The sequence below is a fragment of the Flavobacterium flavigenum genome (assembly GCF_027111255.2).
In the GTDB taxonomy this organism is placed as follows: domain Bacteria; phylum Bacteroidota; class Bacteroidia; order Flavobacteriales; family Flavobacteriaceae; genus Flavobacterium; species Flavobacterium flavigenum.
In genome coordinates this window covers 2,382,805-2,407,214 of sequence record NZ_CP114285.2, presented here as the reverse complement: position 1 = coordinate 2,407,214, position 24,410 = coordinate 2,382,805, and the positions used below count along the sequence as shown (strand labels likewise).

Here is a 24,410-nt window from a genome sequence, read left to right as displayed (position 1 = left end):
AGTTTAAAGAAGTAATTTATGGATGCTGTTAAAATTTTTGAAGATAAAAAAGTACGAAGCCATTATGATGCGGATAATGAAATCTGGTATTTTTCAATTATTGATATTATAGAAATACTTACCAATCAACCTCATTATCAGGGAGCAAGAAACTATTGGAAAGTGTTGAAAAGCCGACTTTTAAAAGAAGGAAATGAAACGGTTACAAATTGTAACCGGTTGAAATTGGTTGCCGAAGATGGTAAAATGCGTTTGACTGATGTAGGCAATGTTGAGGATATTTTTAGATTAGTACAATCCATTCCATCACCAAAAGCAGAACCCTTTAAACAATGGCTGGCAAAAGTAGGATATGAACGCATACAGGAAATTCAGGATCCTTCACAAAGTATAGACCGCGCCAGAGAAAACTGGAAACAGCACGGGCGAAGTGAAAAGTGGATTCAGCAACGAATGATGGGGCAGGAGACTAGAAACAAACTAACGGATTATTGGAAAGATGCAGGCATTGAAGAGAAAAACGAATTTGCTATTCTAACCAATATCATTCATCAGGAATGGACAGGACTTTCAGTGAAGAAACACAAGGAAGTCAAAGGATTAAAATCACAAAACCTGCGTGACCACATGAGCGAAGCAGAATTGATTTTTACAGCATTAGCCGAACTCTCTACAAGACAAATAGCCGAAAATGATGAAGCAAAAGGGTTACTGGAAAATGCTGTTGCAAGTAAAAAAGGCGGTGCGGTGGCTAAAAATGCAAGAATAGAATTAGAACAAAATACAGGTAAAAATGTAGTAACGGGAGAGAATTTTTTGCCTCCAAAGAAAAAAGATTTGCCTGAATAAAAAATAAGTAATAATATCTTTCCAGATAATAACAAAAAAGGGATAATTGAAAAATAATTATCCCTTTTTTGTTATTTTTTTGATTTGTTTTTCTTGTTACGTCCCCACCAGATTAAAAAACCGCTGGCAGGTAAAAAAGCACAAAATAGTGCAATTAAAGAGGCTAATATTTTGGTTGGTAGTCCATAAATACTGCCGGTGTGAATGGCGTAGTTGCTGTTTCTCCATTTTGCTCCCAGGGTTTTGTCATCGTGGGTAACGACAAAATAATTTTCGCCAGTCAGACTTTTAAAAGTATAACTGTCTGATTCATCCCAGCCAGAATTGCCTTTATGCCTGATAAAAGCAGCTACCGGAACAGAAACCTTATCATAATCTTCAGGAATCGACAATCCAATTGTGGTGTAGTCAGGAATCTTTTTCTTTGTGAAAGCAACGATCGTTTCTAATGGGTTCATTGTTCTTTTCTGATCGTCTTTATTTATTTCGGGTGGTTTACTCCAGATTTTTTCGGGGTCATTTCCTAAGATTCTGTAAATTCCATTCGTCCACCAGTCAAAAGTCCACACCAGTCCTGTAATTGCAAAAATTAAAACAAACAAAAAAGTATAGATTCCCCCGATATTGTGGAGATCATAGTTTTTACGTTTCCATCTAGTAGTATCTTTCCATCGAAACCATATTCTCTGTTTTAAAGCAGCTTTGTTTTTGGGCCACCATAAGTAAATTCCTGTCAGAATCATTATAAAAATGATAAGCGTGGCTATACCAACAATATAATGTCCTACATCATAAGTTAAAAGTAAATTCTGATGCAACAGTCTGGTATTAAATATCCAGTCATATTTCAAATCGACTTCGCCTAATTCCCTGCCTGTGTATTGATCAATGTAAATGTGACTGTAATTTTCATAATCAGAAGCAGCTGTCCAGTGAGGTTTGATATTTTCTTTATAAGAGGTGAAAACATAACTTCTTTTGGGATCGCTGCTAATTTCTGCATAATCAGCCAAAGGATGTTTCTGCTTGATGATTTTGGTCAGACTATCTAATGGTAAGGCAGCATTTTTAACTTCAGGCACCATATATTTTTCGCTGTGATACCAAAGCGACAATTCTTCATCCCAGACAAAAATACCGGCAGCGAGCATGCTTATAAATACAACAAGCCCGGATGCAAGCCCGAGCCATAGATGTATTTTATTTAAAATTTTTCTCATTAATTAATTTAACTGTTTAGAAAGTATATCCAACATTTACAAGGAAATTGCTCGGTGCACCCGTAAAATTTCGCTGATAGTTGTAGCCACCCACTAGATATTCTTTATCAAAAATGTTGTTGAAGTTCACTCCAATTGTAAAACGGTCTACTTTGTAATATGCTGCAGTGTTAAAAACAACATACGAAGGAAGTTGTAAAGTTCTCACAAATGTTTCTCTTTCTGAAACCTGACTGTGCCCAATTGCCAAACCTAAACCTTTAATTTTTCCTTCATTAAAACTGTACTTAATCCAGCTTCCGCTGATGTGTTTCGGTGCATTTTCTTTAGTCAGTCCAACCTGATTATTGATATCACCTTTTACAGACTCAGTAATTATAGCATTGTTATAAGCATAACTCAAATTAATGCTTAAGTTGTTGTTTATCTTACCAACAGCTTCAATTTCAAAACCTCTTGCACGTTCCTGACCTCTTTGTTCCAGTAAATCCGGATTCGATGCGTCATTGGCACTTACGAGTATATTATTTTTTGTTATCTGATAAACCGCTGTTCCGATAAAAAGTTTTCTGTTAAAGAATTCTCCCTTCGAACCTATTTCAAATAAATTACTGGTCATTGGATCAAAAGGTCCTCCTGCATTAGCATTACCTACCGTTGAAGCATTTTGAGCTTCGAAACCTGTGGCAAAAGTGCCATAAGCATTGATGTTATCAGTGATGCTGTAAGTAATTCCCACTTTTGGCATTAGTGCTTTTTCAGATTTTTTGCCGTCTGTAATTCCAGCTGAAGCATTTTCCGGGAAAGTATAAAATTCTTGTCTTAAACTTAGTAGCAGTTGTAATCTTTTATACTTAATTAAATCCTGTAAATAGATTCCATTAGTGTAATAATTCGTTACATCATTTGTAGGGTCATTGTACTCATATTTATCAATATCTCTGATAGAATAAGTTGGGTTCAATAAATCAAAGTTTTTTACATTGCCTGTTTCATTCTCTGCATCTCTTTGGTATTGATTAATCTCACCATTAATATAATCATAACCTGCTACTAACTGATGCTCCAAAACTCCGGTTTCAAACTTCGAAGAGAAATAAGTAGACAGGTTATTTCCGTGCTGGATTGTTTTTCTATCATTAAAATACATCGATATTAGTGTAGGCGTGATGTATCCGTTAAAACCGTGTTCGTTTAATTCTTCATCATATCGTACTTTTAGGTATGATGCGTTGAATGTTAAATATTTATTGATTAACTGACTAAAAGATAACGTCAATGCCAAAGTTTTACTTTTTAAATAATCATTTGGCTGGGCAATGTTAAAACCAATAGGTGTTGCAAAAAGATCTGTCGTGCCCTGTACAATAGTTCTTCCTCTGTCCAGTTTAGTATTCAGGTCAGTGTAAACCAAATCTGCATTAAAACGGGTTCCTTCTTTTGGAATAAACGATACAGAAGGAGCAATTACTATTGATTTGTTGCTGATCTGATCTCTAAAAGTATCTGCATTTTCGTAACCCAGATTCAATCTATACAACAATGATTTGTCTTCATTTACAGTACCTGTAAAATCAGCTGTGGTTCTAAAAGTGTTAAAACTGCCTGTTGTAAACTGAATTGCCTGTCTGGTTTCATCCAATGGTTTTTTGGTAATCATATTTACTGTACCTCCGGGACTTGAATTGGCAAAAACAGCAGATGCTGGACCTTTTATATATTCAACTCTTTCAATATTTACCAATAAAGGACTTGTCCAAAAACTGTTTACTCCACGTAAACCATTAATCAATCTTCCGTTGCTGTCATTGTTTCTGAAACCTCTGATTGTAATATCATCATAAGTACTGAATTCATTTACACCTGCAACATTTTTACCCACATCTTTTAAACGCAATGCCTGCTGATCCTGAATCAGTTCTTTTGTTACAAATGAAATACTTTGAGGAACATCAATAACCCTCATTTCCAGTTTAGTTGCTGAGAAGGTATGGTCGTTTTTATAAGAAGATTTTTTTCGTCCTACAACTTCTACCGATTGTAATTGATGCGTAGATTCAGCCAGAAAAATATCAGGAACAATAGTAGTTTCATTTTCTCTTAGTTCAACTGCAATTTCTTGTGTTTCACATCCCATGGCAAATACCACCAATGTTACATTTCCGCTTTGAAGTTTTTGCATTGAAAATTCGCCATTACTGTCTGTCTTTGTCAAAAGGGAAGTTTCTTTTATTTTGATATTTACAAATTCTGATGAATTTCCGTTTGCTGTTTTCACTTTCCCTGAAATACCTGCTGTTTGTGAAAACATAATAGCACACATTAAGCTAAAAAATGCACTTAATAATAATTTCTTTTTCATTATTTTGGATTGTTAATTTTTTGCAAATATAAATCACTTATTTTTATTTATTCTAAATAATAATAATTTTTTAGTCTATTTTTTTATAATTAACTTTAGGTATAGTTTTTGTAAAAACAGGACGGTACAGGTCACTTTGCTATTTTTTTAGTGTTATTTTTACACTTAATAAATTTTATATTCGGATATTTGTATAATCCATTGAAAATAAACCTCATAATATTTTAAAAGAATAAATTAATGAAACTCACTCACCTAACTATTGCTTTGTTCGGACTGCTACTTTTGGGAAGCTGTAAATCTGCTTTGGAAAAAAAGACCTGGAAAGAAGGGATTTTGGTAGATGAATTTATCTTCGAAAAAGCGCCTTATCCTTCCTGCCACGCCGTAACTATTGCAGAAGCAGCCAACGGAGATTTAGTAGCATCCTGGTTTGGAGGCTCGCACGAAAGACATCCTGATGTTTGTATTTATGTAGCCATCAAACCAAAAGGTACTGATAAATGGGGAGAAGCAGTTAAGGTAGCGGATGGCGTGATGCCAGACGGAACAAGATTTCCAACATGGAATCCAGTTTTGTACCAAATTCCGGGCGGTGATTTGATGCTGTTTTATAAAATCGGACCAAAACCATCCGAGTGGTGGGGTGTTTACAGAACGTCTTCTGATGGCGGAAAAACCTGGTCGGATAAGATTGATATGCCAAGTAAAGATTTTCTGGGACCAATCAAAAACAAACCGGTTTTATTGAGCAACGGAACAGTATTACTTCCGTCAAGTACCGAAGGAAATGGCTGGCATTTGCGTATGGAATCCACTCCTGACTTCGGAAAAACCTGGGTGATGGGGGATACCATTTCAAGAGGAAAACAAAAAATCAATGCCATTCAGCCAAGTATTCTGTTTCATAAAGACGGAAGCATTCAAGCGATTGGAAGAACTAAGAACAGAGCTATTTTTAGTACATTCTCAAAAGACAACGGAAAAACATGGACACCTTTAGAATTAATCGGATTGCCAAATAATAATTCAGGCACCGATGCAGTAACCCTTAAAAACGGAAAACATTTATTGGTTTATAACCACGTTCTGCCTCCTGGAAAAGAAGCCAAAGGACCAAGAACGCCTTTAAACCTTTCCATTTCTGACGACGGAATCAACTGGAATGCGGTTTTAGTTTTGGAAGACTCAAAAATAAGCCAATATTCGTATCCATCGATCATCCAAAGTTCAGACGGAATGGTGCATATCGTGTACACCTGGAGAAGACAAAAGCTGAAATATGTAAAAGTTGACCCAAGCAAACTGGTGGCACTTCCAATCAAAAACGGAATCTGGCCAGGCGATGAAGGCAAGGAAGTGAAAGCAGTTAAAGCAGAGGAAGAATAAGATTTACAAATCAAAATTTGTGCTAATTTGTGCAATTTGTGGTTAAAAAAGACAATATGAAAAATACTAGTTTCATTAAAACTATCGCTGTAGTTCTGACAATTGTTTTGGCAGGAACATTCAATATCTCAGCTCAATCATCGAAAAAGCAACGCTACAAAGTAGCCGTTTGCGACTGGATGATTTTAAAAAGGCAAAAACTAGGAGCATTTGGTCTGGCGAGCGAAATAAAAGCAGACGGAATCGAACTCGATATGGGAGGTTTGGGAAAAAGACCAACCTTCGACAGCAAATTAGGCGACCCGATTGAAAGACAAAAGTTTCTGGATAAGTCCAAAGAAACAGGAGTCGGAATCAGTTCGATTGCAATGTCCGGATTTTACGCCCAGTCCTTTGCCAAAAGAGATTCAATTGCAAGAATGATCAACGATTGTGTGGCAACAATGAAAAATATGAAAGTAAAAGTCGCTTATCTTCCATTAGGAACAGAAAGCGATTTGACAAAAAATCCGGAGTTACGTCCAATCATTATCGAAAGATTAAAATGGGCCGGAAAGCAAGTCGGTAAAATAGAGGGAGTAATTGCTATTGAAACCTCATTAAACGCTACTGACGAGAAAAAATTACTGGATGAAATTGGCTGTAAACACATTAAAAGCTCTTTCAATTTTGCAAATGCAGTCGACAACGGAAGAGATATTTCTTCAGAATTAAAGATTTTAGGTAAAAAACATCTGGCACAAATTCACGCATCCGTAACAGATAACGTTTGGCTGGAAAACGATAAAAATGTCGATATGCCAAAAATCAAAAAGGCGCTCGATGAAATGAAATGGAGTGGCTGGCTAATCGTAGAACGTTCAAGAGATGTTACCCAAGTGCATAATGTAAAAGCCAATTACGGAGCTAACGTTGCCTATTTGAAGAAAATTTTTCAGAATTAAAATTATTAGCCACAGATTAAAAGAATTAAAAGGATTTTTTAATCTGTGTGAATCCGTGTAATCTGTGGCAAAATATCACGATTTTAATTTGTGAAAATTTGTGGAATTTGCGGTCAAAAAAACACCTTCAGCTTTAGCTGAAAAAAAATGAATACAATGAAATATCTAAGCTTACTTTTTTTAGGATTATGTACCACTTTCGCAACAGCACAAAACATTACCATTGTTCGTGATGCCAATGCCCCAAGAGCAAAATATGGAGCAGAAAAACTAGCAGAAACCTTATCAGCAAAAGGGCTAAAAGTGACTTCTTCAGACAAACTAAAAAAATCAAAAGACAAAATAATCATCATTGGCGAAAAAGGAACTGACTTTTGGAAAACCAATTCCAAATCTGCTAAAATCGATGATTCTAAACTAATCAAAAAAGAAGGCTTTCAAATCCGCACGCAAAAAAATATCATTTACATAGAAGGAACCGATGCAACCGGAGCGTTGTACGGCGCAATGGAATTGGCAGACCGAATCAAAACTTCAGGCGAAATTCCGTCAGAAATCAATATCGAAGACAGTCCCGAAATGGTTTTGAGAGGCGCCTGTATCGGAGTGCAAAAACCGTTTTATCTTCCAGGCAGAGATGTTTATGAATATCCATATACGCCCGCAACTTTCCCTTGGTTTTATGATAAAAAACTCTGGACAAAGTATTTGGACATGATGGTCGAAAACCGAATGAATTCCTTGTATTTATGGAACGGACATCCTTTTGCTTCATTGGTGAAATTGAAAGGTTATCCGTTTGCATTGGAAGTAAGCGAAGAAGATTTCAAAAAGAACGAAGAAATTTATAATTACCTTACCGTAGAAGCTAATAAAAGAGGAATATGGGTAATCCAAATGTTCTATAATATTATTGTTTCCAAACCTTTTGCGGAACATTACAACATCAAAACACAAGATCGTTCACGTCCAATCACGCCTGAAATCGCTGATTATACTAAAAAATCAATCACAGCCTTTATCGAAAAATATCCAAATGTTGGACTTTTGGTATGTCTGGGAGAAGCCATTAACACGATTGAGGATGATGTAGAATGGTTCAATAAAACCATTATTCCGGGTGTTCAGGACGGTATGAAAGCGTTAGGAAAGACCGAAGAACCGCCAATTATCCTGCGCTCGCACGATACTGATGCACCTGCCGTAATGGCAAAAGCCTTGCCTGTATATAAAAATTTATACACGATGAGCAAGTACAATGGCGAATCCCTGACAACGTATGAGCCACGCGGTCCCTGGACAGAAACACATAGACAATTGAGTTCTTTAGGGTCAATTCACATTGAAAACGTTCATATTTTAGCCAATTTGGAGCCTTTCCGTTACGGTTCGCCAGATTTTATCCAGAAAACAGTTAAGGCAATGCACAATATTCACGGCGCCAACGCACTACACCTTTACCCACAGGCATCCTATTGGGACTGGCCTTACACGGCAGACAAAACCAAAACAGGCGAGCGATTATTAGAAATGGATCGTGACTGGATTTGGTATAAAGCTTGGGCAAGATATGCCTGGGATAGTAAAAGAGACCGAAATGAAGAAATTAAATTTTGGGATAATGATTTGGCAGCAAAATTTGGAACCGATTTAGAAGCAGCCAATAACATTCAAAAAGCCTATGATGAGTCTGGAGAAATTGCTCCAAAAACATTACGTAGATTCGGAATTACCGAAGGAAATCGTCAAACCTTATTATTAGGAATGTTCGAAAGCCAATTGGTAAACCCGGCTAAATGGAGAGTATATCCGGGATTCCACGAATCTTGCGGACCTGTCGGCGAATTGCTTTTGGAATATGCCAAGAAAGAGTGGAACAAAGAACTTCACATTGGAGAAACGCCAACACAAATCATCGCCGAAATCACCCAACACGGAAAATTAGCTGTTGAAGCCATTGATAAAGCAGAGCCAAAAGTTACAAAAGACAAAGAAGAATTTGAGCGTCTTAAAAACGATATGCACGCGTACAAAGCCTTCGCCGATTTCTTCTCAGAGAAAGTAAAAGCCGCCTTATTGGTTTTACGATACAGTTATTCCAACGAAATTTCCGATTTAGACAAAGCGCTTCCGCATCTCGAAGAAAGTATAAAGCATTACGAATTATTGGTCAATTTAACAAAAGACAGTTATCTGTACGCGAACAGCATGCAGACAGCACAACGCCGAATCCCGATTGGCGGAGACGACGGAAACAACAAAACCTGGGCCGAATTATTACCGCATTACGAAAGAGAATTAGCCAATTTTAAACGTAATTTAGAATTGCTGAAATCATCCAAAGATGGTAAAATTGCAACCAAGGAAGGCAAGCCGTGGCAGCCTGTTGAGGTAACTTTGTTAAGCGAAACCAAAGGAACTTATGCAGTCAAAAATGGAACAAAAGTGTACGGAACACCGATTTCAGAACTGACAAAAATAGCTCCTGAATTACAGAACCTAAAAGGAATCGCTTTCGAAGAAACAAGTCAAAACGAAAACGGAACACACCTGAAATTCAAAAATACAAAAGCCGTAAAACTTGTGGTAGGTTATTTCAACAGTGACCAGAAAAGATTCTTATTCCCGCCAAGTTTAGAGACAGACGCAGCCGGAAATGCACACGGTCAGGCCGAAGTTATCCTGGCAAGTGCCATGAATTTAAAAGAATTGCCAAGAATAAACATTCACACCTACACCTTCCAGCCCGGTGAAAACAAACTGGATTTAGGCAAAGGTCGGGTATTGATTTTAGGATTCATAGACGCCAATCAAACCGTTACGCCACGTGATGTAGGTTACATCGATGCCGGCGAAAAAGGAGCAATAGACTGGTTGTTTTATTAATGAGATGTCCTGCAAGTTTTCCAAAACCTTGTAGGTATTAGATAAGTTTTTGGGCGTGTCCCTGTGGGTCGGGCTGTACGTTCCCGCTTCCCGATGAAAAATCGGGAGAGCTCCACTGCCATCCCTCACGCGAAGAGGTACAATGAAATTTAGTCTTCCTGCAAGGTCTTTTTCTGACCTTGTAGGTATTTTAGAATAGCATACCTACAAGGTTTTTGAAACCTTGCAGGAAAACCAAAAAACTTAAATGACCTTATATCACTTATATGGTTCAATATAAAGTATGAAGAAAATAGTTTTTTTTATTTTTTGTTTTTTTGTAGGTGCTTGCTTCACATGGAGTCAAAGCAAAAAGGAACCGGCGAAGTTTCGTAAAGAAGTTTCGCTGAATTCCTCTTGGGAAACCATTGTTTTAAATCAGCTTCCCGAAAAGGAAGAAACTTTTGTGCAAAATCCAAAAGTCGATGCACAATGGCAAAAAGTAAACGTACCACACAACTGGGATCAGTATTACGGTTTTCTAAGAACCAAACACGGGAACTTACACGGAACTGCCTGGTATCACAAAAGGCTGGTTTTAGATAAAAAAGACCAGGGAAAACAATTATTCCTTTTTTTTGAAGGCGTAAGTTCGTATGCCACAGTTTGGGTCAACGGCAAAAAAGTAGGCGAACACAAAGGCGGAAGAACCACTTTTACCGTCGATATTACAAAAGCCGTTTCTTTCGAAAAAGAAAATAACGTAATTGTAAAAGCTTCACATCCATCATTCATTGCCGACTTGCCTTGGGTTTGCGGTGGCTGTTCTGGCGAATGGGGATTCTCCGAAGGCTCTCAGCCAATGGGGATTTTCAGACCTGTGACTTTGGTCGTTACAAATGATGTTCGAATCGAACCTTTCGGGATTCACATTTGGAATGACAAAGCAACTTCCAAACAAAAGGCCATTCTGAATATCACAACCGAAATTAAAAACTACGGCAATGCAAACCGAAATCTAACTATCGAAAACACTCTTTTCGATAAAAGCAGAAAGAAAGTTGTTAGTGTAAAAACTGATATCAAAAACACTTCAGGTGAAATAAAACAAATAGCACAAACACTTCCAGAGATTGCAAATCCTAAATTATGGTCGCCTAAAGACCCATATTTGTACCAATTGGTTACGACAATTTGGGAGAACGGAAAAAAAATAGACGAACTAAAAACACCTTATGGAATCCGTTGGGTAAGCTGGCCGATGAGCCGTGATGGAAAAGACAATCGCTTTTTTATTAATGACGAACCTTTATTCATCAACGGAACCTGCGAATACGAACATTTGATCGGGAATAGCCATTCGTTTTCAGATGAACAGATTCATTCGAGAATTGAACAAATTAAAGGAGCAGGATTCAATGCTTTTCGCGAAGCGCACCAACCTCATAATTTAAAATATCAGGAAGAACTGGACCAAAACGGAATCCTGTTCTGGAGTCAGTTTTCGGCACATATCTGGTACGACACGCCGGAATTCAAAGAAAATTTCAAAACCTTATTACGCGAATGGATCAAAGAACGCCGAAACAATGCGTCAGTCGTAATGTGGGGATTGCAAAACGAAAGCACCATTCCGGCAGCATTTGCCGAAGAATGTACCCAAATCATCCGCGAAATGGATCCGATGTCAGCGCAACAGCGCATCGTGACAACCTGCAACGGTGGAGAAGGAACCGACTGGAATGTCGTTCAAAACTGGTCGGGAACTTATGGTGGCGATCCGTACAATTACGATGTTGAAATGAGCACGCAATTATTAAACGGTGAATACGGAGCCTGGCGTTCACATGACCTGCACACCGAGGGTGAATTTGATCAAAAAGGAACTTTGAGCGAAAACCGTTTTTCACAATTAATGGAAATCAAAGTCCGTGAAGCCGAATCCGTAAAAGATAAAATCGCAGGACAATTTAACTGGCTTTTTGCTTCGCACGAAAATCCGGGACGTGTTCAGAACGGAGAAGGATTCAGGGACATTGACAAAGTGGGACCAGTCAATTACAAAGGACTTTTTAGTATTTGGGGAGAACCTTTGGATGCGTATTATATGTACAGAGCCAATTACGTTTCGAACAAAACCAATCCGATGGTCTATATCGTTTCACACACCTGGCCGAGTCGTTGGGAATCTGCAGGAATCAAAAACGGAATCGATATCTATTCGAATTGTGATGAAGTCGAATTATTCAATGATGTCAATAAATTGTCATTAGGAAAACTAAAAAATCCGGGAATCGGACAGCATTTTCAGTTTAATAATGTCAATATTCAATACAATGTTTTGTATGCCGTGGGTTATGTAAACGGAAAAGCGGTTGCCAAAGATTATATCGTATTGAACAGTTTGCCAAAAGCACCCAATTTTAAAGCATTGGAAACCCAAAAAGAAACTTTGTTGCAACCTCAAAAAGGCTACAATTATATTTACCGAGTGAATTGTGGTGGTGCAGCTATTACAGATTCGTTATGGAGTACTTGGGATGCTGATGTTCATAAAAGTGGAGAGGACACCTGGGGTTCTTTGTCATGGACAGACGGTTTCAAACAATTGCCTGATTTTTATGGAAGCCAAAGAAAAACATTCGACCTGATTTCAGGAACAAAAGAACAAGAATTATTTCAAAATTTCAGATACGGAATGGACAAATTGCGTTACGAGTTTCCGGCTCCCGATGGTGAATATTTGGTTGAATTGTATTTCACCGAACCTTGGTACGGAACCGGTGGCGGAATGGATTGCAAAGGATGGCGTTTGTTTGATGTAGCTATTAATGACAATATTGTGCTGAAAGATTTGGATATTTGGTCAGAAGTTGGTCACGATGTTGCTTTGAAGAAAACTTTTGTCGTAAAAAGCAAAAACGGAAAAATCAAGATTTCATTCCCGAATGTAAAAGCAGGTCAGGCGATTATTTCGGCAATTGCCATTGCGACCAAAAACAAAACGGTTAAAGGAGCTTTGGCTTCGCCAAGAAACATTCAAGATTTTGTTAGAGATTATTATGATAAATCAGCCAATGGAGTAAGTTCTTGGCTGGATATTAATTCTAAACAATATTCAGATGCTGAAGTTGTTTTTACACAATTACCTTCAGAAGTTTTTGGAGCGGATTATTTGATATTTTCCAATCGTTCTAAAGTTTCGGGTTCAGTTACAATCAAAGAAGATTCGGAAATATATCTATTCAGTAAATCCAAAGATTCGATTTCGGGTTATAAAAAAATGGCTGAAGTGGCTAAAAATTCGAATGGAGTTGAATTTTCTGTTTTCCATAAAAAAGTTAAGAAAGGAGAAAAACTGTTTTTTGAAAACAACACTATTGCCGTTGTTCCAACTTACGATATGGGCGAAAAAGACGATTCAAGACCTGTTGTTTTAATCGAAGCTGAAAAAGCAAAAACAACCGGAGCCGGAATCGAAAAAGGAAATTTCAAAAAAGCTGATTATATTGAGTTTACCCAAAAGGCAAAAAATAGTATTGAATTTGAGGTAAAACCTGGAGTGGCAGGAATTTATCTGATGCGTTTCCGTTTTATGAACCGAAACGAAACTCCGTTGAAAGTCAAATTCAAAATGGAAGACGCCTACGGAATCATGATGCGAAATGACACTATCGAGTTTCCGTCCGCCACTGAAAAATGGAAAGTCTTGAACACCACTTCCGGCGGTTACATCAATGCAGGAACATACAAAATAACAATAGAATCTGATGATTTGAAAGGGTTATTCCTGGATAATTTCGAGTTTCAATAAAATTAAAATGACCGCAAATTCGCAAATTTTATTTTTCCCAATTTGGATTAATAATTTGCGAATTTGCGGTGAAAAAATAAGCTTATGAACAAACATAAAAATGTTTTACAAAAAATTGCAATCGCTTTAACAATACTGTTTTCAACGGCAAGTTTCGCACAAGGCAAAAAAGCCAGAATCGTCGAAGATTTCAACAAAAACTGGAACTTCAAATTAGGTGATTATCCACAGGCAGTCAATGCTGATTTTAGCACTGCCGATTGGAGAACCTTGCAATTGCCTCACGACTGGAGTATCGAAGGTGCATTCAATAAAGATTTAAAAACAGGAACTAAGCAAGGATTTTTGCCGGCTGGAAAAGGCTGGTACCGCAAAACATTTACATTACCTGAAAATTGGGTAAACAAAACCATTTCGATAGAATTTGATGGTGTTTTCAAAAACAGCGAAGTGTTCATTAACGGCCATTCGCTGGGAATTCGTCCTAGTGGATACATTTCTTTTGCTTATGAGATGACGCCTTATCTGCATTTCGGAAAACAAGAAAATGTAATTGCCGTAAAAGTCGATAACGATGCACAGCCTAATTCAAGATGGTACACCGGTTCCGGAATTTATAGAAATGTACGTTTGGTGGCTGTAGAAAAATTGCACGTAGCACATTGGGGAACTTATGTAACCACTCCCAAAATCAGTAAAGAAAAAGCATCGGTACATTTTGAAGTAACTATAGAAAATAAAGCAAATACTGAAAAAGAATTCAAATTCGTTACCTCTATTGTAAATGCTAAAAATAAAGAAGTAGCCAACGCAGTGTCAACAGAAAAAATAGCTGCAAATGCCAATTCTAAAAAAATACATAATCTGGAAGTGAAAAATCCAAATTTATGGGATACCGAAAATCCGTATTTGTATAAAGTGCTTACCAAAATTTACGAGAATAAAAAATTAGTTGATACTTATGAAACACCATTAGGAATTCGATTTTTTTCTTTTGATGCCGAAAAAGGATTTTCTTTAAACGGAAAACCAACCAAAATATACGGAGTCTGCCTGCATCACGACAACGGTGCTTTGGGGTCGGTAGAAAACATTCACGCCGTTCGCAGAAAACTGACTTTGCTGAAAGAAATGGGCTGTAATGCTATCAGAATGTCACACAATCCGCATTCTTTAGAAATGATGCAGTTGTGTGATGAAATGGGTTTCATCGTTCAGGACGAGGCATTTGATGTTTGGAAAAAAGCAAAAGTGAAAAATGATGCTCATAAAGAATGGGATGCCTGGTACAAAAGAGATTTAGAAGATTTAATTTTGAGAGACCGCAACTATCCGTCGGTGATGATGTGGAGCATTGGGAACGAAATCCGTGAACAATTTGACAGCACCGGAATTGCGATTACGAAAGAATTGGCGCAAATTGTAAAAAATCTGGATACCACTCGCCCTGTAACTTCTGCTTTGACCGAGAATGTTCCGGAGAAGAATTTTATTTATCAGTCAGGTGCTTTGGATTTATTGGGATTCAATTACAAACACGAAGATTACGGTACCTTTCCAGCGCGTTTCAAGGGGCAGAAAATAATTGCTTCTGAGACTGTTTCGGCTCTCGAAACCCGTGGACATTACGACCAGCCTGCGGATGTGATTAAGGCATGGCCCGTTAAGTACGGAGCTGAATTTGATGGAAATGCAGACTGGACAGTTTCGGCTTACGATAATGTAAAATCATTTTGGGGTTCTACGCACGAAGAAACCTGGAAAGCGATAAAAAACTCCGATTTCATTGCAGGTACTTTTGTGTGGACTGGTTTTGATTATATAGGTGAACCCGATCCGTATCCATTTCCGGCGCGCAGTTCGTATTTCGGAATCATCGATTTGGCGGGACTTCCAAAAGATGTTTATTATATGTACCAAAGCGAATGGTCGAAGAAACCTGTTTTGCACATTTTCCCGCACTGGAACTGGCAAAAAGATCAGGAAGTTGACGTTTGGGCATACTACAACAATGCGGATGAAGTCGAATTGTTCCTGAACGGAAAATCATTGGGTAAAAAAGCAAAACAGAATGACGATTTGCATATTTCATGGCGCGTAAAATTCGAACCGGGAACGCTAAAAGCTATTTCCAGAAAGAACGGAAAAGTAGTGTTGGAAAAGGAAATCCACACGGCTGGAGCAGCTTCAAAAATAGCATTACAGGCAGATAAAGCCACGATCAACAACGATACTTACGATTTGGTTTACGTAACAGTTTCTATAGTTGACAAAGACGGCAATCTAATTCCGAATGCCGATCATAAAATCGATTTTGAAGTAACCGGCGGAGGAAAACTGGTTGGGCTTGACAACGGTTATCAGGCCAATCTGGATTCTTTTAAAGCGTCATCTTATAAAGTATACAATGGTAAATGTATCGCCATCATTCAGTCAAACGGGAAGAAGGAAAATATTCAGTTAACCGCTTCTTCTGTAAATGGAATGTCAAATACAGTAATTGTAAAAGTGGAATAAACACCTTTATAAAATAATTTGTATTTTTGAATAAAATATAATGCTATGGATTTGCAAACCAGAAAAATAGAATTTGTACAAGAGTTTCTAAAACTTCAAAGCGAAGAATTAGTTTCTCAGTTCGAAAATTTGCTGAAAAGTAAAATACAGAAAAACACAAAACCGATGTCTGTTGCTGAATTAAATTCAAGAATCGACCAGTCAGAAAATGACTTTAAAAGTGGTAAATTCAAGACCAGTGAAGAGCTTTTATCGAAATACAAATAATGGCTTTTAGAGTAATCTGGTCCGATTTTGCAGAAAGGGAGTTAGACAAAATTTTTGAATATTACATTGAAAACGCAAGTTTACAAGTTGCAAAAAATGTAATTGAGAAAATCATTCTTGAATCCAAAAAAATACTTTCGCATCCTGAAATTACTCAAGTTGAAGAATTATTGCTCGACAGAGAAAATGAATATAGATATTTAATTTGCGATAATTATAAAATAATTTACTTCATCGATTCCAAACAAAAACTCATAATGATTGCTGATGTTTTTGATACCAGACAAAATCCGGCAAAAATTAAAAGAACAAAATAATCCAAATAATTCTAAAAGGTTGTCCGAAAGGTCAGCCTTTTTTATTGAAAATACTTTGCATCTAATTTTTACTGTTTGGGCATATGCTTGTCCCGATAACTACGGGAGGCTATCCATTATATCTTTTCTTTTCCTAAAAGAAGGAAAAGAAAAGGATGCCATTTCCATCCCTTATACGTGGAGTTGGTTTCATAAGGTAATTTTCGCTTGTTTTAGGTTTGTTATTTGTAATAAAAATTGCGTTATATTCGTAAAGAAAAATCTTATTTTTGGCAAGTACTTATAAGTCAGATACAAATATTAAACAGAATAATTCAAGATATGAAGTTTACAAAATTAGAAGTTGAGAATTTCAGACATATAAACAACCAAACTATTGAAATAGGAAGTGTTATTACTGCAATTGCAGGGCAAAATGGAACAGGAAAATCCACATTGCTTGGTTGGATTGCACAAGCATCTGACTTCAAATACAAAAATAAGACTTTACTTGAATCATATTTTAAATCAAAGTATTCAGAAATTTTTAGGTTTTGTCCTGAACAAGATTACAATAAGGAATACAACGTTTCCATCTACTATTTAGAATCAGAAGACGAAGAGTGTAAAAAAATGTCTACAAGATTAATAGAAACAGAAAACAGATACAGAGTAGATTTTGACGGAAGAGGAAATGCCTTAAATTTTCCTGTTATATATTTAGGGCTTAAAAGGCTAATTCCACTGGCATCTGAAAAAATCATCAGTCTCCAAGATTTTCAATTAGAGAATAATGATAAAAATTATTTTGCTAAACTTTCAAAAGAAATTTTATACATTACAAGAGATGTGGTTGAAGCAGAGTTTGTAAAATCAACAAATAAAAACATGTTTGCAATGAAGACAAGTGATTACGGTCACTTAGGGAATTCTGCTGGACAAGATAATCTTGGTCAAATAATTTCTTCAGTAATTTCATTTAGCAGATTAAAATCTGAGTTAAAAGAGAACTATATTGGTGGTCTTTTATTGATTGACTAGATAGATGCAACGTTATACGCTGGTTCGCAAGTAAAATTAATAGAGAAACTTTATGGTATAGCAAAATCTTTAAATGTTCAAATTATTTTCACAACACACTCAATTGAAATTCTGGAGCATTTATCAAAAAAGGCAGGAGATGAAACAAAAATTAATTTCTTAAAATGGAATAACAAAAATGCAATTAATGAAGTAAATCCTAACATAGAGCTACTTAAAAATGTAATTAAAGTACAAACAGGTATAACCAAAAAAGTTGAAAAGATTCAATTTATATGTGAAGATGAAGTAGCAGAGATTTGGTGTAAAAATATTATAAATGGTAGTGATTTAAAACAGAAAATAGAGATTATAAAAGGTCCTTTTCCAGATGGAACACTCATTGAGATGGCAAATTCGAAACATCCAATATTTAAATCAACAAATTTTATTCTTGATGGTGATGGTAAAGAGAATCATCAAAAACGTAAGATACCAAGAACTGCATTTTTACCAGGCACACATAAACCTGAAAAAGTTCTATTTGATTTTATCTTTAAACTTGATGATAATGATGATTTTTGGGATGACAGTAACAATTTTACACATCAGACTTGCTTTGGGAACTTTGCAGATAAAAATCATAAACGATGGTTTAATGACGAATCGAATCAACGATATTTCGGAAGAGGTTGTAGTAAACTTTTTAACAGATGGAAAAAAGATAACAAAGAAGAAGTTGATAAAATTATCAAAGATCTAAATGAAATCATAAAATAATAAAGTGCTGTAAATACAAGCTATTTACTTTTTAATAAGAGGAAAGTTCTTGTCCCTCAGGCTGGGGCGAGCGTCCCGCTCGTGAAGACAATAAAATTAAAAATCTCCTTGCTCTGCAATCTTTCAATTTAAGTCTATTTCTCCTCATAAATACAAGACAATAAATAGTGATGAAAAAACCTTGCTGTATAATTTTCCTAATTGCAATCATTCTAATTTCCTGCGAACAAAAACAAGTGAAATTTGAACAAAACAAATGGAAAACCAGAAATGATATAGACTACAATCATCGTGAATTTATGATTCAGGATTTGAAAGATCATTATTTAAAACCGGGCATAAAATACAATGAAGTGGCTAAATTACTTGGAGAAAATTATAATGAACGTTCAGGAGATTCAATTCAGCTTCAATATGAAATTTATACAGATTTCGGAACAGATATTGATCCCGTAGAAACCAAAACATTTATTGTAAATTTCAACTCCGATTCCGTTTTGGTTAATACAAGAATTGATCATTCGAGTAAATAATTCCAGATTCATAGTCATGCAAAATGTTCTTTGGAAAAATTACAATAAATATCGAACTTTACAAAAAATAGAAAACTATGAATGCTTTAGATAATATAAAAAATAGTTTGATAGACAGGATTTTAGCAACTAAAAATGAAAGACTGTTGGAAGCCATAAATAGTATTTTTGATTCAACACAATCCGAAGAGATTGTTTCCTTATCATCAGAGCAAATCGAAATGTTGTTAATGAGCGAGGAAGATATTCAAACCGGAAAAATTATTTCTGAATCTGAGCTAAACAAAACGTGATTCATAATTGCTAAATAATTAATTCTCCAGCTAGTGTAAGCATCTTTCAGGTGCATAAACTCAACAGTTTTTGTATTTACACCCTCAACCATCATTCCCCTTCCGTCATATCAATAGTTTTTGGATGTAGACTAACCAGTTGTAAAACAATCGCAGTAACCACTACAAATAACAGCAGTACAAAAACGTGTCTCATTCCGCCATTATCAGCGGCTTTTCCTAAAAACTCGGTAATAACAGCTCCGGCTGAAATACCGACAAAATTCATAATTCCATATCCGGTAGCACGGTAGCGTGGTGCAACAAACTGACAAAGAATAGGCATATTGTTGGTGTCGTAAATTCCAAATCCAAGTCCAAAAAGGATAGCGCCAAAAATAATAGCTGTTGTGTCACAGCAGTAGCCAAATAAAAACAAGGCCGGAATGGTCAAAAACAATCCAATAGCGCTGGTGTAAATTCTTCCTTTAAGATGTTTCATCACCCATCTGTCTGAAATGGCACCGCCAATTAAAACGCCAAAAAAGGACGACATGGAAATAGTTACCGTTGCAATGGGGCCCGCCAGAGCCATGTCTAAATGTAACGTTTCAGTAAATAAAGTAGGTAACCAGTTTTTGGCCGCCCAGCCCGGTAAACTTGGTGAAGCAAAATAAAAGAGTAAAACCCAAAAGGAGATATTGCCGAATAAGATTCCCAATCCCTTGAACATTTGCCTAAATTCATTACCGACAGATGACTTTTTTGCGGAATCAAAAAAGTACGTTTTCTTCTCCTGTAGAAAAAATAGAAGCACTAAACTGTAAAGTACACCTAATAAACCTACTGAGTGAAAGCTGAAATGCCACGAAAAATGCTTAGAAATAGTGGCTCCAAAACCACCCAGTGCCTGTCCTAAATAAATTCCGGTGGTATGAATGGCAATAGCAAAAGAGCGTGTTTTTTCCTGATGGTAATCTGCAATTAAGGATAATGCAGCCGGAATATAAAAAGCTTCACTAAACCCCATAATCCCGCGCAAAATATAAATCTGATTGAAAGTTGTGGCATAACCCATCGCCATAGTTACTCCGGACCAGATAAAAAGACTTCCTATGATGATTCTTTTTCGGTTAAACCGATCCGCTATAATTCCGGAAACGGGGCTCATTAGCGCATATATCCAAAGAAAAATAGCCATCAAGAGACCAAAATTTTCAGCTTTGGCCAATTCAGGAATGTCATCCATCATGGCTGACTTCATAGTCGAAAGCATTTGCCGGTCTAAATAATTCAATAAAGCCACAAACCACAACAAGCCCACAACAATCCATGGATAGGATTTTTTTTCATTCAATTTTGCAATCATTCTTCTTTTTCAAAATAATGGGGCGAATATACAAATTCAAACGCAGAGGAAAGAATTGTTTTGCTATCTAACTTCGATGTAATGTGTGCTTTGATAAACTAACAGAAATGAGTAGATGTTGTTACAATATTTACAAGGAAACTGTTATTTTCGTATTGATAATCAGATTAATGTAATCCAAAAGCTTATGACACCTAACGACAAACAAAATGAACGTGTAGCCCAAATGACGTTTGCTTCGGTTTATCCGCATTATGTAACAAAAGTGGAGAAAAAAGGCAGAACGATAGCTGAATTGCATCAGGTAATTGAATGGCTGACGGGATATGACGAAAAGAAATTGCAAGAACTGATTGATCAAAAAATAACCTTTAATTGGTAGATGAACTGGCAAAAGGTAAAAAAATGGAAAAGATTTTACGTGCTTAATATTTTTTATTACAAAAGAAAGAGAGAGTTTATTTTTGTTTCGTTAAAATAATTCTTTTCATACAGTACACAACAGGACACTTACTCCCCATAAATTCATTTATTTAGAATTTCTTTAAAAAATGAAGAACAATGGAAAGAGTTTTTGCGGAGTATCTTATTGAAACCCCTTATGAAGTTGAACAGGCGGCAGCAGTTTTAGCAGGTGAGCAGTCATCGGGCACATTTGTCTCGGTTCCGGGTGAAACCGAAGAATTGAAAAAACGCTTTGCAGCGTGTGTTGAGGATATTCAATTGTTGGATCTGGCAGACGAACCGTCAATTCCGGGAGGCAGCATTCCAGGGAAAAAATACCAGAAAGCAAGAGTAACAGTAAGCTGGTCGATTGAGAACTTCGGTTATAACCTTCCTGTCCTGATCAGTACTTTGCAGGGAAATCTATACGAAATCACACAATTTACGGGTTTGAAACTAATGGATTTTGAAGTGCCGGATTCGTTCGCAGCTCATTATCGCGGACCAAAATTCGGAATTAAAGGTTCAAAATCATCCTGTGGAGTGGGGGACAGACCAATGATTGGTACAATTATAAAACCAAGTATCGGGATGAGTGTTGAGGAAACGGCATCTTTGGTAAAAACCCTGATCGAAGCGGGAATCGATTTCATCAAAGACGATGAATTGATGGGATCAGCAGCGAATTCCTTTTTTGATGACCGTGTAAAAGCGATTATGAAAGTGATTCGTGACAACGAACAAAAAACAGGTAAAAAAGTAATGTATGCCTTCAATATCAGTGATGAAATTGATGCAATGCAAAGAAAATACGATTTAATTAAAAAAGAAGAAGGAAGCTGTGCCATGATTAGCATTAATAGTGTTGGCCTGGCAGGAACAAAAAAAATCTGTGATAGGCGCGAACTCGTTATCCACGGTCACAGAAACGGATGGGGAATGCTGAACAGACACCCGATGTTGGGAATTGAATTTCCGGCCTACCAAAAAATTCAGCGTCTGGCAGGAGTAGATCAACTTCACGTTAACGGAATCCAGAATAAGTTTTGGGAATCCGATGATTCAGTAGTGACTTCAATAAAATCCTGTTTAAAACCTTTTTTAGGCGGATACGAAATATTACCAGTAGTCTCTTCCGGACAATGGGGCGGACAGGCTGTAGAAACCTACAGAAGAACTAAAACTACCGATTTGCTATATATGGCAGGTGGTGGAATTTTGGCACATCCAATGGGACCAAAAGCAGGAGTAAATGCCTTGCAGCAAGCATGGACAGGAGCTGTTGATGGGTTGTCTGTAGAAGAAACGGCAATAAAATATCCTGAATTTGCAGAATCGGTAAAGAAATTTTCTAAATAATGAGCCAGAAAGAAAAATTGCTATTGGCTTATTATGGCGACGATTTTACAGGCTCGACTGACGCCCTGGAATTTCTGACGCTGGCCGGAGTAAAAACAGTACTCTTTCTGCGAAAACCGAATCAAAAAGATTTAGACCGTTTTCCCGGAATTCAGGCTATTGGTCTGGCCGGAAAGAGCAGGTCGATGTCACCATCGGAAATGGGAACAGAACTTTATACTGCTTTTGAAAATCTGAAAATTTTTGCCCCCAATCATTTTCATTATAAAGTCTGTTCCACTTTCGATTCTGCACCACACGTAGGCAACATCGGAAAAGCAATCGAAATCGGAAGCGAAGTTTTTAATCAAAAAACGGTTTTAGTTTCGCCATCTGCACCGCATTTAGGACGTTTTTGCGTATTCGGAAATCTTTTTGCCCGAATGGGAACTATCGGAAATGGTGAAATTTACCGTATCGACCGACATCCTTCAATGAGCAAACATCCCGTGACACCAGCTTTGGAAGGCGATTTGACTTTACATCTTGCAAAACAAACGCAAAAATCAATTAGTCTTGTGAATCTGACGACCATTGAAAAAGGTACTTCGGCAGTTTTAGAAGAAGTAGTAAATAATGAATCGGAAATATTATTTTTTGACGGTTTCAATTTAGGAAACCTCAAAACCATTGGAAGTGTTTTTAATCAATTGGCAACTCAAAAAACATTGTTCTCAGTAGGTTCATCAGGAATTGAAATGGCATTGGGATTAGACTGGAAAAATAATAATGTGATAGGAACCGAAATTGAGTTTGAGCCAGCGGGAGAAGTATCGCCTTTATTGGTTTTATCCGGAAGCTGCTCTCCGGTTACTTCCAGGCAAATTGAATATGCATTGGAAAATGGGTTTCTCGAAATTCCATTAGAAAGCAAAGCAGTTGATGGCGAATATCAAAATGAAATTATAGCAAACTGTGTAGCCCGGATTATTGTCAATTTCAATAACGGAAAAAGTACAATTCTGCATACCAGTACCGGTTCAGACGATCCGCGGATTGCTGAAACCGAATCCTATTTTAAGTCGAAAGGAATTACAGAAAATGATATTCAGAAGCAGTGCAGTACAATTTACGGAAGTGTTCTGGGGCAGATAACGAATGAAGTACTAAAAAAAGTTCCGCTAAAGAGAATCCTTTTTGCAGGTGGCGATACATCAAGTTACGCAGCATCCGAACTGGATATTCTGGCATTAGAAATGATTGCGCCAATTGCTCCGGGAGCACCGCTTTGCAAGGCAGTTTCAGACAATGAATGGGTTAATGGAATAGAAATGAATTTTAAAGGTGGACAAGTAGGTACCGCCGATTATTTTATAAAAGTATTAAAAGGAGAAAAATTATGAGCGCAAAAACGTTAGGTTTTGTACATACATCGGCAACATTGGTTCCGTTGTTTCAGCAGTTAAGCAATGAATTTTTAAATGGGGCGGAAACGTTTAATATCGTCGATGATAGTCTGATAAAAGATGTAATTAAAAAAGGAAAATTAATGCCCAATACGGCTGCAAGGGTGGTGAGTCACGTTAAGCTTGCAGAATCTGCCGGTGCTGATGTAATTTTAGTAACCTGCTCATCGATTGGTGTAGCGATTGAAACCGCTGCGACTTTGAGTACCGTTCCGGTGATTCGCGTAGATCAGGCAATGGCAGATGAAGCGGTACAGATCAGCAATAAAATTGGTGTGATTGCCACTTTACCAACAACACTTGAACCAACCAGCGACCTGGTGAGAAGAAGAGCCGAATTGGCAGGCAAAAATGTAACGATTTCATCTAAATTATGCGAAGGTGCTTTTGAAGCTTTAATGAGCGGAGATGCTCCAAAGCATGACGAAATGGTAGCCAAAGCCCTGAAAGAATTAATGAAAGAAGTAGATGTAATCGTTTTGGCGCAGGCCTCAATGGCGAGAGTAGTGGACGGCTTAAGTGCCGACGAAAAACTCGTGCCAATTTTAGCAAGTCCCGCTATTGCTATGAAAAAACTGGCAGAGCTTTATTTCTAACAAAAAAATCATCATATTAAATTATATAAGGACATTTACACTAGGCAAAAAGGCAACACTTATATTTAC

General features: G+C 37.0%; 18 protein-coding genes and 1 pseudogene. 16 read left to right on the top strand and 3 right to left on the bottom strand.

Annotated elements, in window-relative coordinates; all coding sequences use genetic code 11:
* Positions 1-18 precede the first annotated feature (18 nt).
* Positions 19-849, top strand: coding sequence for a BRO family protein (locus OZP09_RS09845; protein WP_269237621.1), 831 nt, complete (start codon positions 19-21; stop codon positions 847-849).
* Positions 850-920: 71 nt separating this feature from the next.
* On the opposite strand, the gene OZP09_RS09840 is transcribed toward OZP09_RS09845, so the two are convergent.
* Both OZP09_RS09840 and OZP09_RS09835 read right to left on the bottom strand, forming a co-directional pair.
* Positions 921-2,069 carry a PepSY-associated TM helix domain-containing protein gene (locus OZP09_RS09840; protein ID WP_269237620.1) on the bottom strand — a complete coding sequence of 383 codons (1,149 nt, stop codon included), beginning with the start codon at positions 2,067-2,069 and terminating at the stop codon, positions 921-923.
* A gap of 16 nt (positions 2,070-2,085) precedes the next feature.
* On the bottom strand, positions 2,086-4,431 hold the full coding sequence (locus OZP09_RS09835; protein WP_269237619.1) for a TonB-dependent receptor: 2,346 nt from the start codon (positions 4,429-4,431) through the stop codon (positions 2,086-2,088).
* A 240-nt stretch (positions 4,432-4,671) separates the two neighbouring features.
* Here OZP09_RS09835 and OZP09_RS09830 point away from each other — a divergent pair, with 240 nt between their 5' ends.
* The 11 genes from OZP09_RS09830 to OZP09_RS09780 all read left to right on the top strand — a co-directional run bounded on the left by OZP09_RS09830 (position 4,672) and on the right by OZP09_RS09780 (position 19,149).
* Entirely contained in the window at positions 4,672-5,820 is a 1,149-nt protein-coding gene (locus tag OZP09_RS09830; protein WP_269237618.1) for a sialidase family protein, read from the top strand.
* A gap of 56 nt (positions 5,821-5,876) precedes the next feature.
* Complete coding sequence (locus OZP09_RS09825; protein ID WP_269237617.1) at positions 5,877-6,764, top strand: sugar phosphate isomerase/epimerase family protein; 888 nt, start codon at positions 5,877-5,879, stop codon at positions 6,762-6,764.
* 156 nt (positions 6,765-6,920) lie between these two features.
* On the top strand, positions 6,921-9,650 hold the full coding sequence (locus OZP09_RS09820; RefSeq protein WP_281310688.1) for an alpha-d-galacturonidase: 2,730 nt from the start codon (positions 6,921-6,923) through the stop codon (positions 9,648-9,650).
* A 283-nt stretch (positions 9,651-9,933) separates the two neighbouring features.
* A complete protein-coding gene (locus OZP09_RS09815; protein WP_281310687.1) occupies positions 9,934-13,443 on the top strand; it encodes a malectin domain-containing carbohydrate-binding protein in 3,510 nt (1,169 codons plus the stop codon).
* An 84-nt stretch (positions 13,444-13,527) separates the two neighbouring features.
* Positions 13,528-15,960: a glycoside hydrolase family 2 TIM barrel-domain containing protein gene (locus OZP09_RS09810; RefSeq protein ID WP_269237614.1), complete on the top strand. Its 2,433-nt coding sequence runs from the start codon at positions 13,528-13,530 to the stop codon at positions 15,958-15,960.
* Positions 15,961-16,005: 45 nt separating this feature from the next.
* On the top strand, positions 16,006-16,227 hold the full coding sequence (locus OZP09_RS09805) for a hypothetical protein (protein ID WP_269237613.1): 222 nt from the start codon (positions 16,006-16,008) through the stop codon (positions 16,225-16,227).
* The gene (locus tag OZP09_RS09800; RefSeq protein WP_281310686.1) at positions 16,227-16,544 is read left to right on the top strand and encodes a type II toxin-antitoxin system RelE/ParE family toxin; all 318 of its coding nucleotides are present in this window, start codon (positions 16,227-16,229) and stop codon (positions 16,542-16,544) included. Before OZP09_RS09805 ends, OZP09_RS09800 begins: the two co-directional genes overlap by 1 nt.
* 321 nt (positions 16,545-16,865) lie before the next feature.
* A complete protein-coding gene (locus OZP09_RS09795) occupies positions 16,866-17,564 on the top strand; it encodes an AAA family ATPase (protein ID WP_281310685.1) in 699 nt (232 codons plus the stop codon).
* A gap of 387 nt (positions 17,565-17,951) precedes the next feature.
* Positions 17,952-18,323, top strand: coding sequence for a hypothetical protein (locus tag OZP09_RS09790; protein WP_269237610.1), 372 nt, complete (start codon positions 17,952-17,954; stop codon positions 18,321-18,323).
* A 236-nt stretch (positions 18,324-18,559) separates the two neighbouring features.
* Positions 18,560-18,856 (top strand): hypothetical protein, encoded by a 297-nt coding sequence (locus OZP09_RS09785; RefSeq protein WP_269237609.1) that lies wholly within the window; start codon positions 18,560-18,562, stop codon positions 18,854-18,856.
* 77 nt (positions 18,857-18,933) lie between these two features.
* Positions 18,934-19,149, top strand: a complete 216-nt coding sequence (locus OZP09_RS09780; RefSeq protein WP_269237608.1) for a hypothetical protein — start codon at positions 18,934-18,936, stop codon at positions 19,147-19,149.
* A gap of 91 nt (positions 19,150-19,240) precedes the next feature.
* Here the strand turns inward: OZP09_RS09780 and OZP09_RS09775 are convergent, their stop codons facing one another.
* Entirely contained in the window at positions 19,241-20,497 is a 1,257-nt protein-coding gene (locus OZP09_RS09775) for an MFS transporter (RefSeq protein WP_269237607.1), read from the bottom strand.
* A 187-nt stretch (positions 20,498-20,684) separates the two neighbouring features.
* Here OZP09_RS09775 and OZP09_RS09770 point away from each other — a divergent pair.
* The 4 genes and pseudogenes from OZP09_RS09770 to OZP09_RS09755 form a co-directional block, all read left to right on the top strand.
* Positions 20,685-20,870 (top strand): annotated as a pseudogene (locus OZP09_RS09770) (DUF2200 family protein); the annotation flags it as partial.
* A gap of 188 nt (positions 20,871-21,058) precedes the next feature.
* Positions 21,059-22,300 carry a ribulose-bisphosphate carboxylase large subunit family protein gene (locus OZP09_RS09765; protein WP_281310684.1) on the top strand — a complete coding sequence of 414 codons (1,242 nt, stop codon included), beginning with the start codon at positions 21,059-21,061 and terminating at the stop codon, positions 22,298-22,300.
* Positions 22,300-23,682: a four-carbon acid sugar kinase family protein gene (locus OZP09_RS09760; RefSeq protein ID WP_269237606.1), complete on the top strand. Its 1,383-nt coding sequence runs from the start codon at positions 22,300-22,302 to the stop codon at positions 23,680-23,682. Before OZP09_RS09765 ends, OZP09_RS09760 begins: the two co-directional genes overlap by 1 nt.
* Positions 23,679-24,341: an aspartate/glutamate racemase family protein gene (locus OZP09_RS09755; RefSeq protein WP_269237605.1), complete on the top strand. Its 663-nt coding sequence runs from the start codon at positions 23,679-23,681 to the stop codon at positions 24,339-24,341. Before OZP09_RS09760 ends, OZP09_RS09755 begins: the two co-directional genes overlap by 4 nt.
* Positions 24,342-24,410: the final 69 nt, after the last annotated feature.

Excerpts from the sequence above, each read along its gene's own strand:
- OZP09_RS09845 (WP_269237621.1), top strand. The coding sequence starts at position 19 with ATGGATGCTGTTAAAATTTTTGAAGATAAAAAAGTACGAAGCCATTAT.
- OZP09_RS09840 (WP_269237620.1), bottom strand. The coding sequence starts at position 2,069 with ATGAGAAAAATTTTAAATAAAATACATCTATGGCTCGGGCTTGCATCC.
- OZP09_RS09835 (WP_269237619.1), bottom strand. The coding sequence starts at position 4,431 with ATGAAAAAGAAATTATTATTAAGTGCATTTTTTAGCTTAATGTGTGCT.
- OZP09_RS09830 (WP_269237618.1), top strand. The coding sequence starts at position 4,672 with ATGAAACTCACTCACCTAACTATTGCTTTGTTCGGACTGCTACTTTTG.
- OZP09_RS09825 (WP_269237617.1), top strand. The coding sequence starts at position 5,877 with ATGAAAAATACTAGTTTCATTAAAACTATCGCTGTAGTTCTGACAATT.
- OZP09_RS09820 (WP_281310688.1), top strand. The coding sequence starts at position 6,921 with ATGAAATATCTAAGCTTACTTTTTTTAGGATTATGTACCACTTTCGCA.
- OZP09_RS09815 (WP_281310687.1), top strand. The coding sequence starts at position 9,934 with ATGAAGAAAATAGTTTTTTTTATTTTTTGTTTTTTTGTAGGTGCTTGC.
- OZP09_RS09810 (WP_269237614.1), top strand. The coding sequence starts at position 13,528 with ATGAACAAACATAAAAATGTTTTACAAAAAATTGCAATCGCTTTAACA.
- OZP09_RS09805 (WP_269237613.1), top strand. The coding sequence starts at position 16,006 with ATGGATTTGCAAACCAGAAAAATAGAATTTGTACAAGAGTTTCTAAAA.
- OZP09_RS09800 (WP_281310686.1), top strand. The coding sequence starts at position 16,227 with ATGGCTTTTAGAGTAATCTGGTCCGATTTTGCAGAAAGGGAGTTAGAC.
- OZP09_RS09795 (WP_281310685.1), top strand. The coding sequence starts at position 16,866 with ATGAAGTTTACAAAATTAGAAGTTGAGAATTTCAGACATATAAACAAC.
- OZP09_RS09790 (WP_269237610.1), top strand. The coding sequence starts at position 17,952 with ATGGCAAATTCGAAACATCCAATATTTAAATCAACAAATTTTATTCTT.
- OZP09_RS09780 (WP_269237608.1), top strand. The coding sequence starts at position 18,934 with ATGAATGCTTTAGATAATATAAAAAATAGTTTGATAGACAGGATTTTA.
- OZP09_RS09775 (WP_269237607.1), bottom strand. The coding sequence starts at position 20,497 with ATGATTGCAAAATTGAATGAAAAAAAATCCTATCCATGGATTGTTGTG.
- OZP09_RS09765 (WP_281310684.1), top strand. The coding sequence starts at position 21,059 with ATGGAAAGAGTTTTTGCGGAGTATCTTATTGAAACCCCTTATGAAGTT.
- OZP09_RS09760 (WP_269237606.1), top strand. The coding sequence starts at position 22,300 with ATGAGCCAGAAAGAAAAATTGCTATTGGCTTATTATGGCGACGATTTT.
- OZP09_RS09755 (WP_269237605.1), top strand. The coding sequence starts at position 23,679 with ATGAGCGCAAAAACGTTAGGTTTTGTACATACATCGGCAACATTGGTT.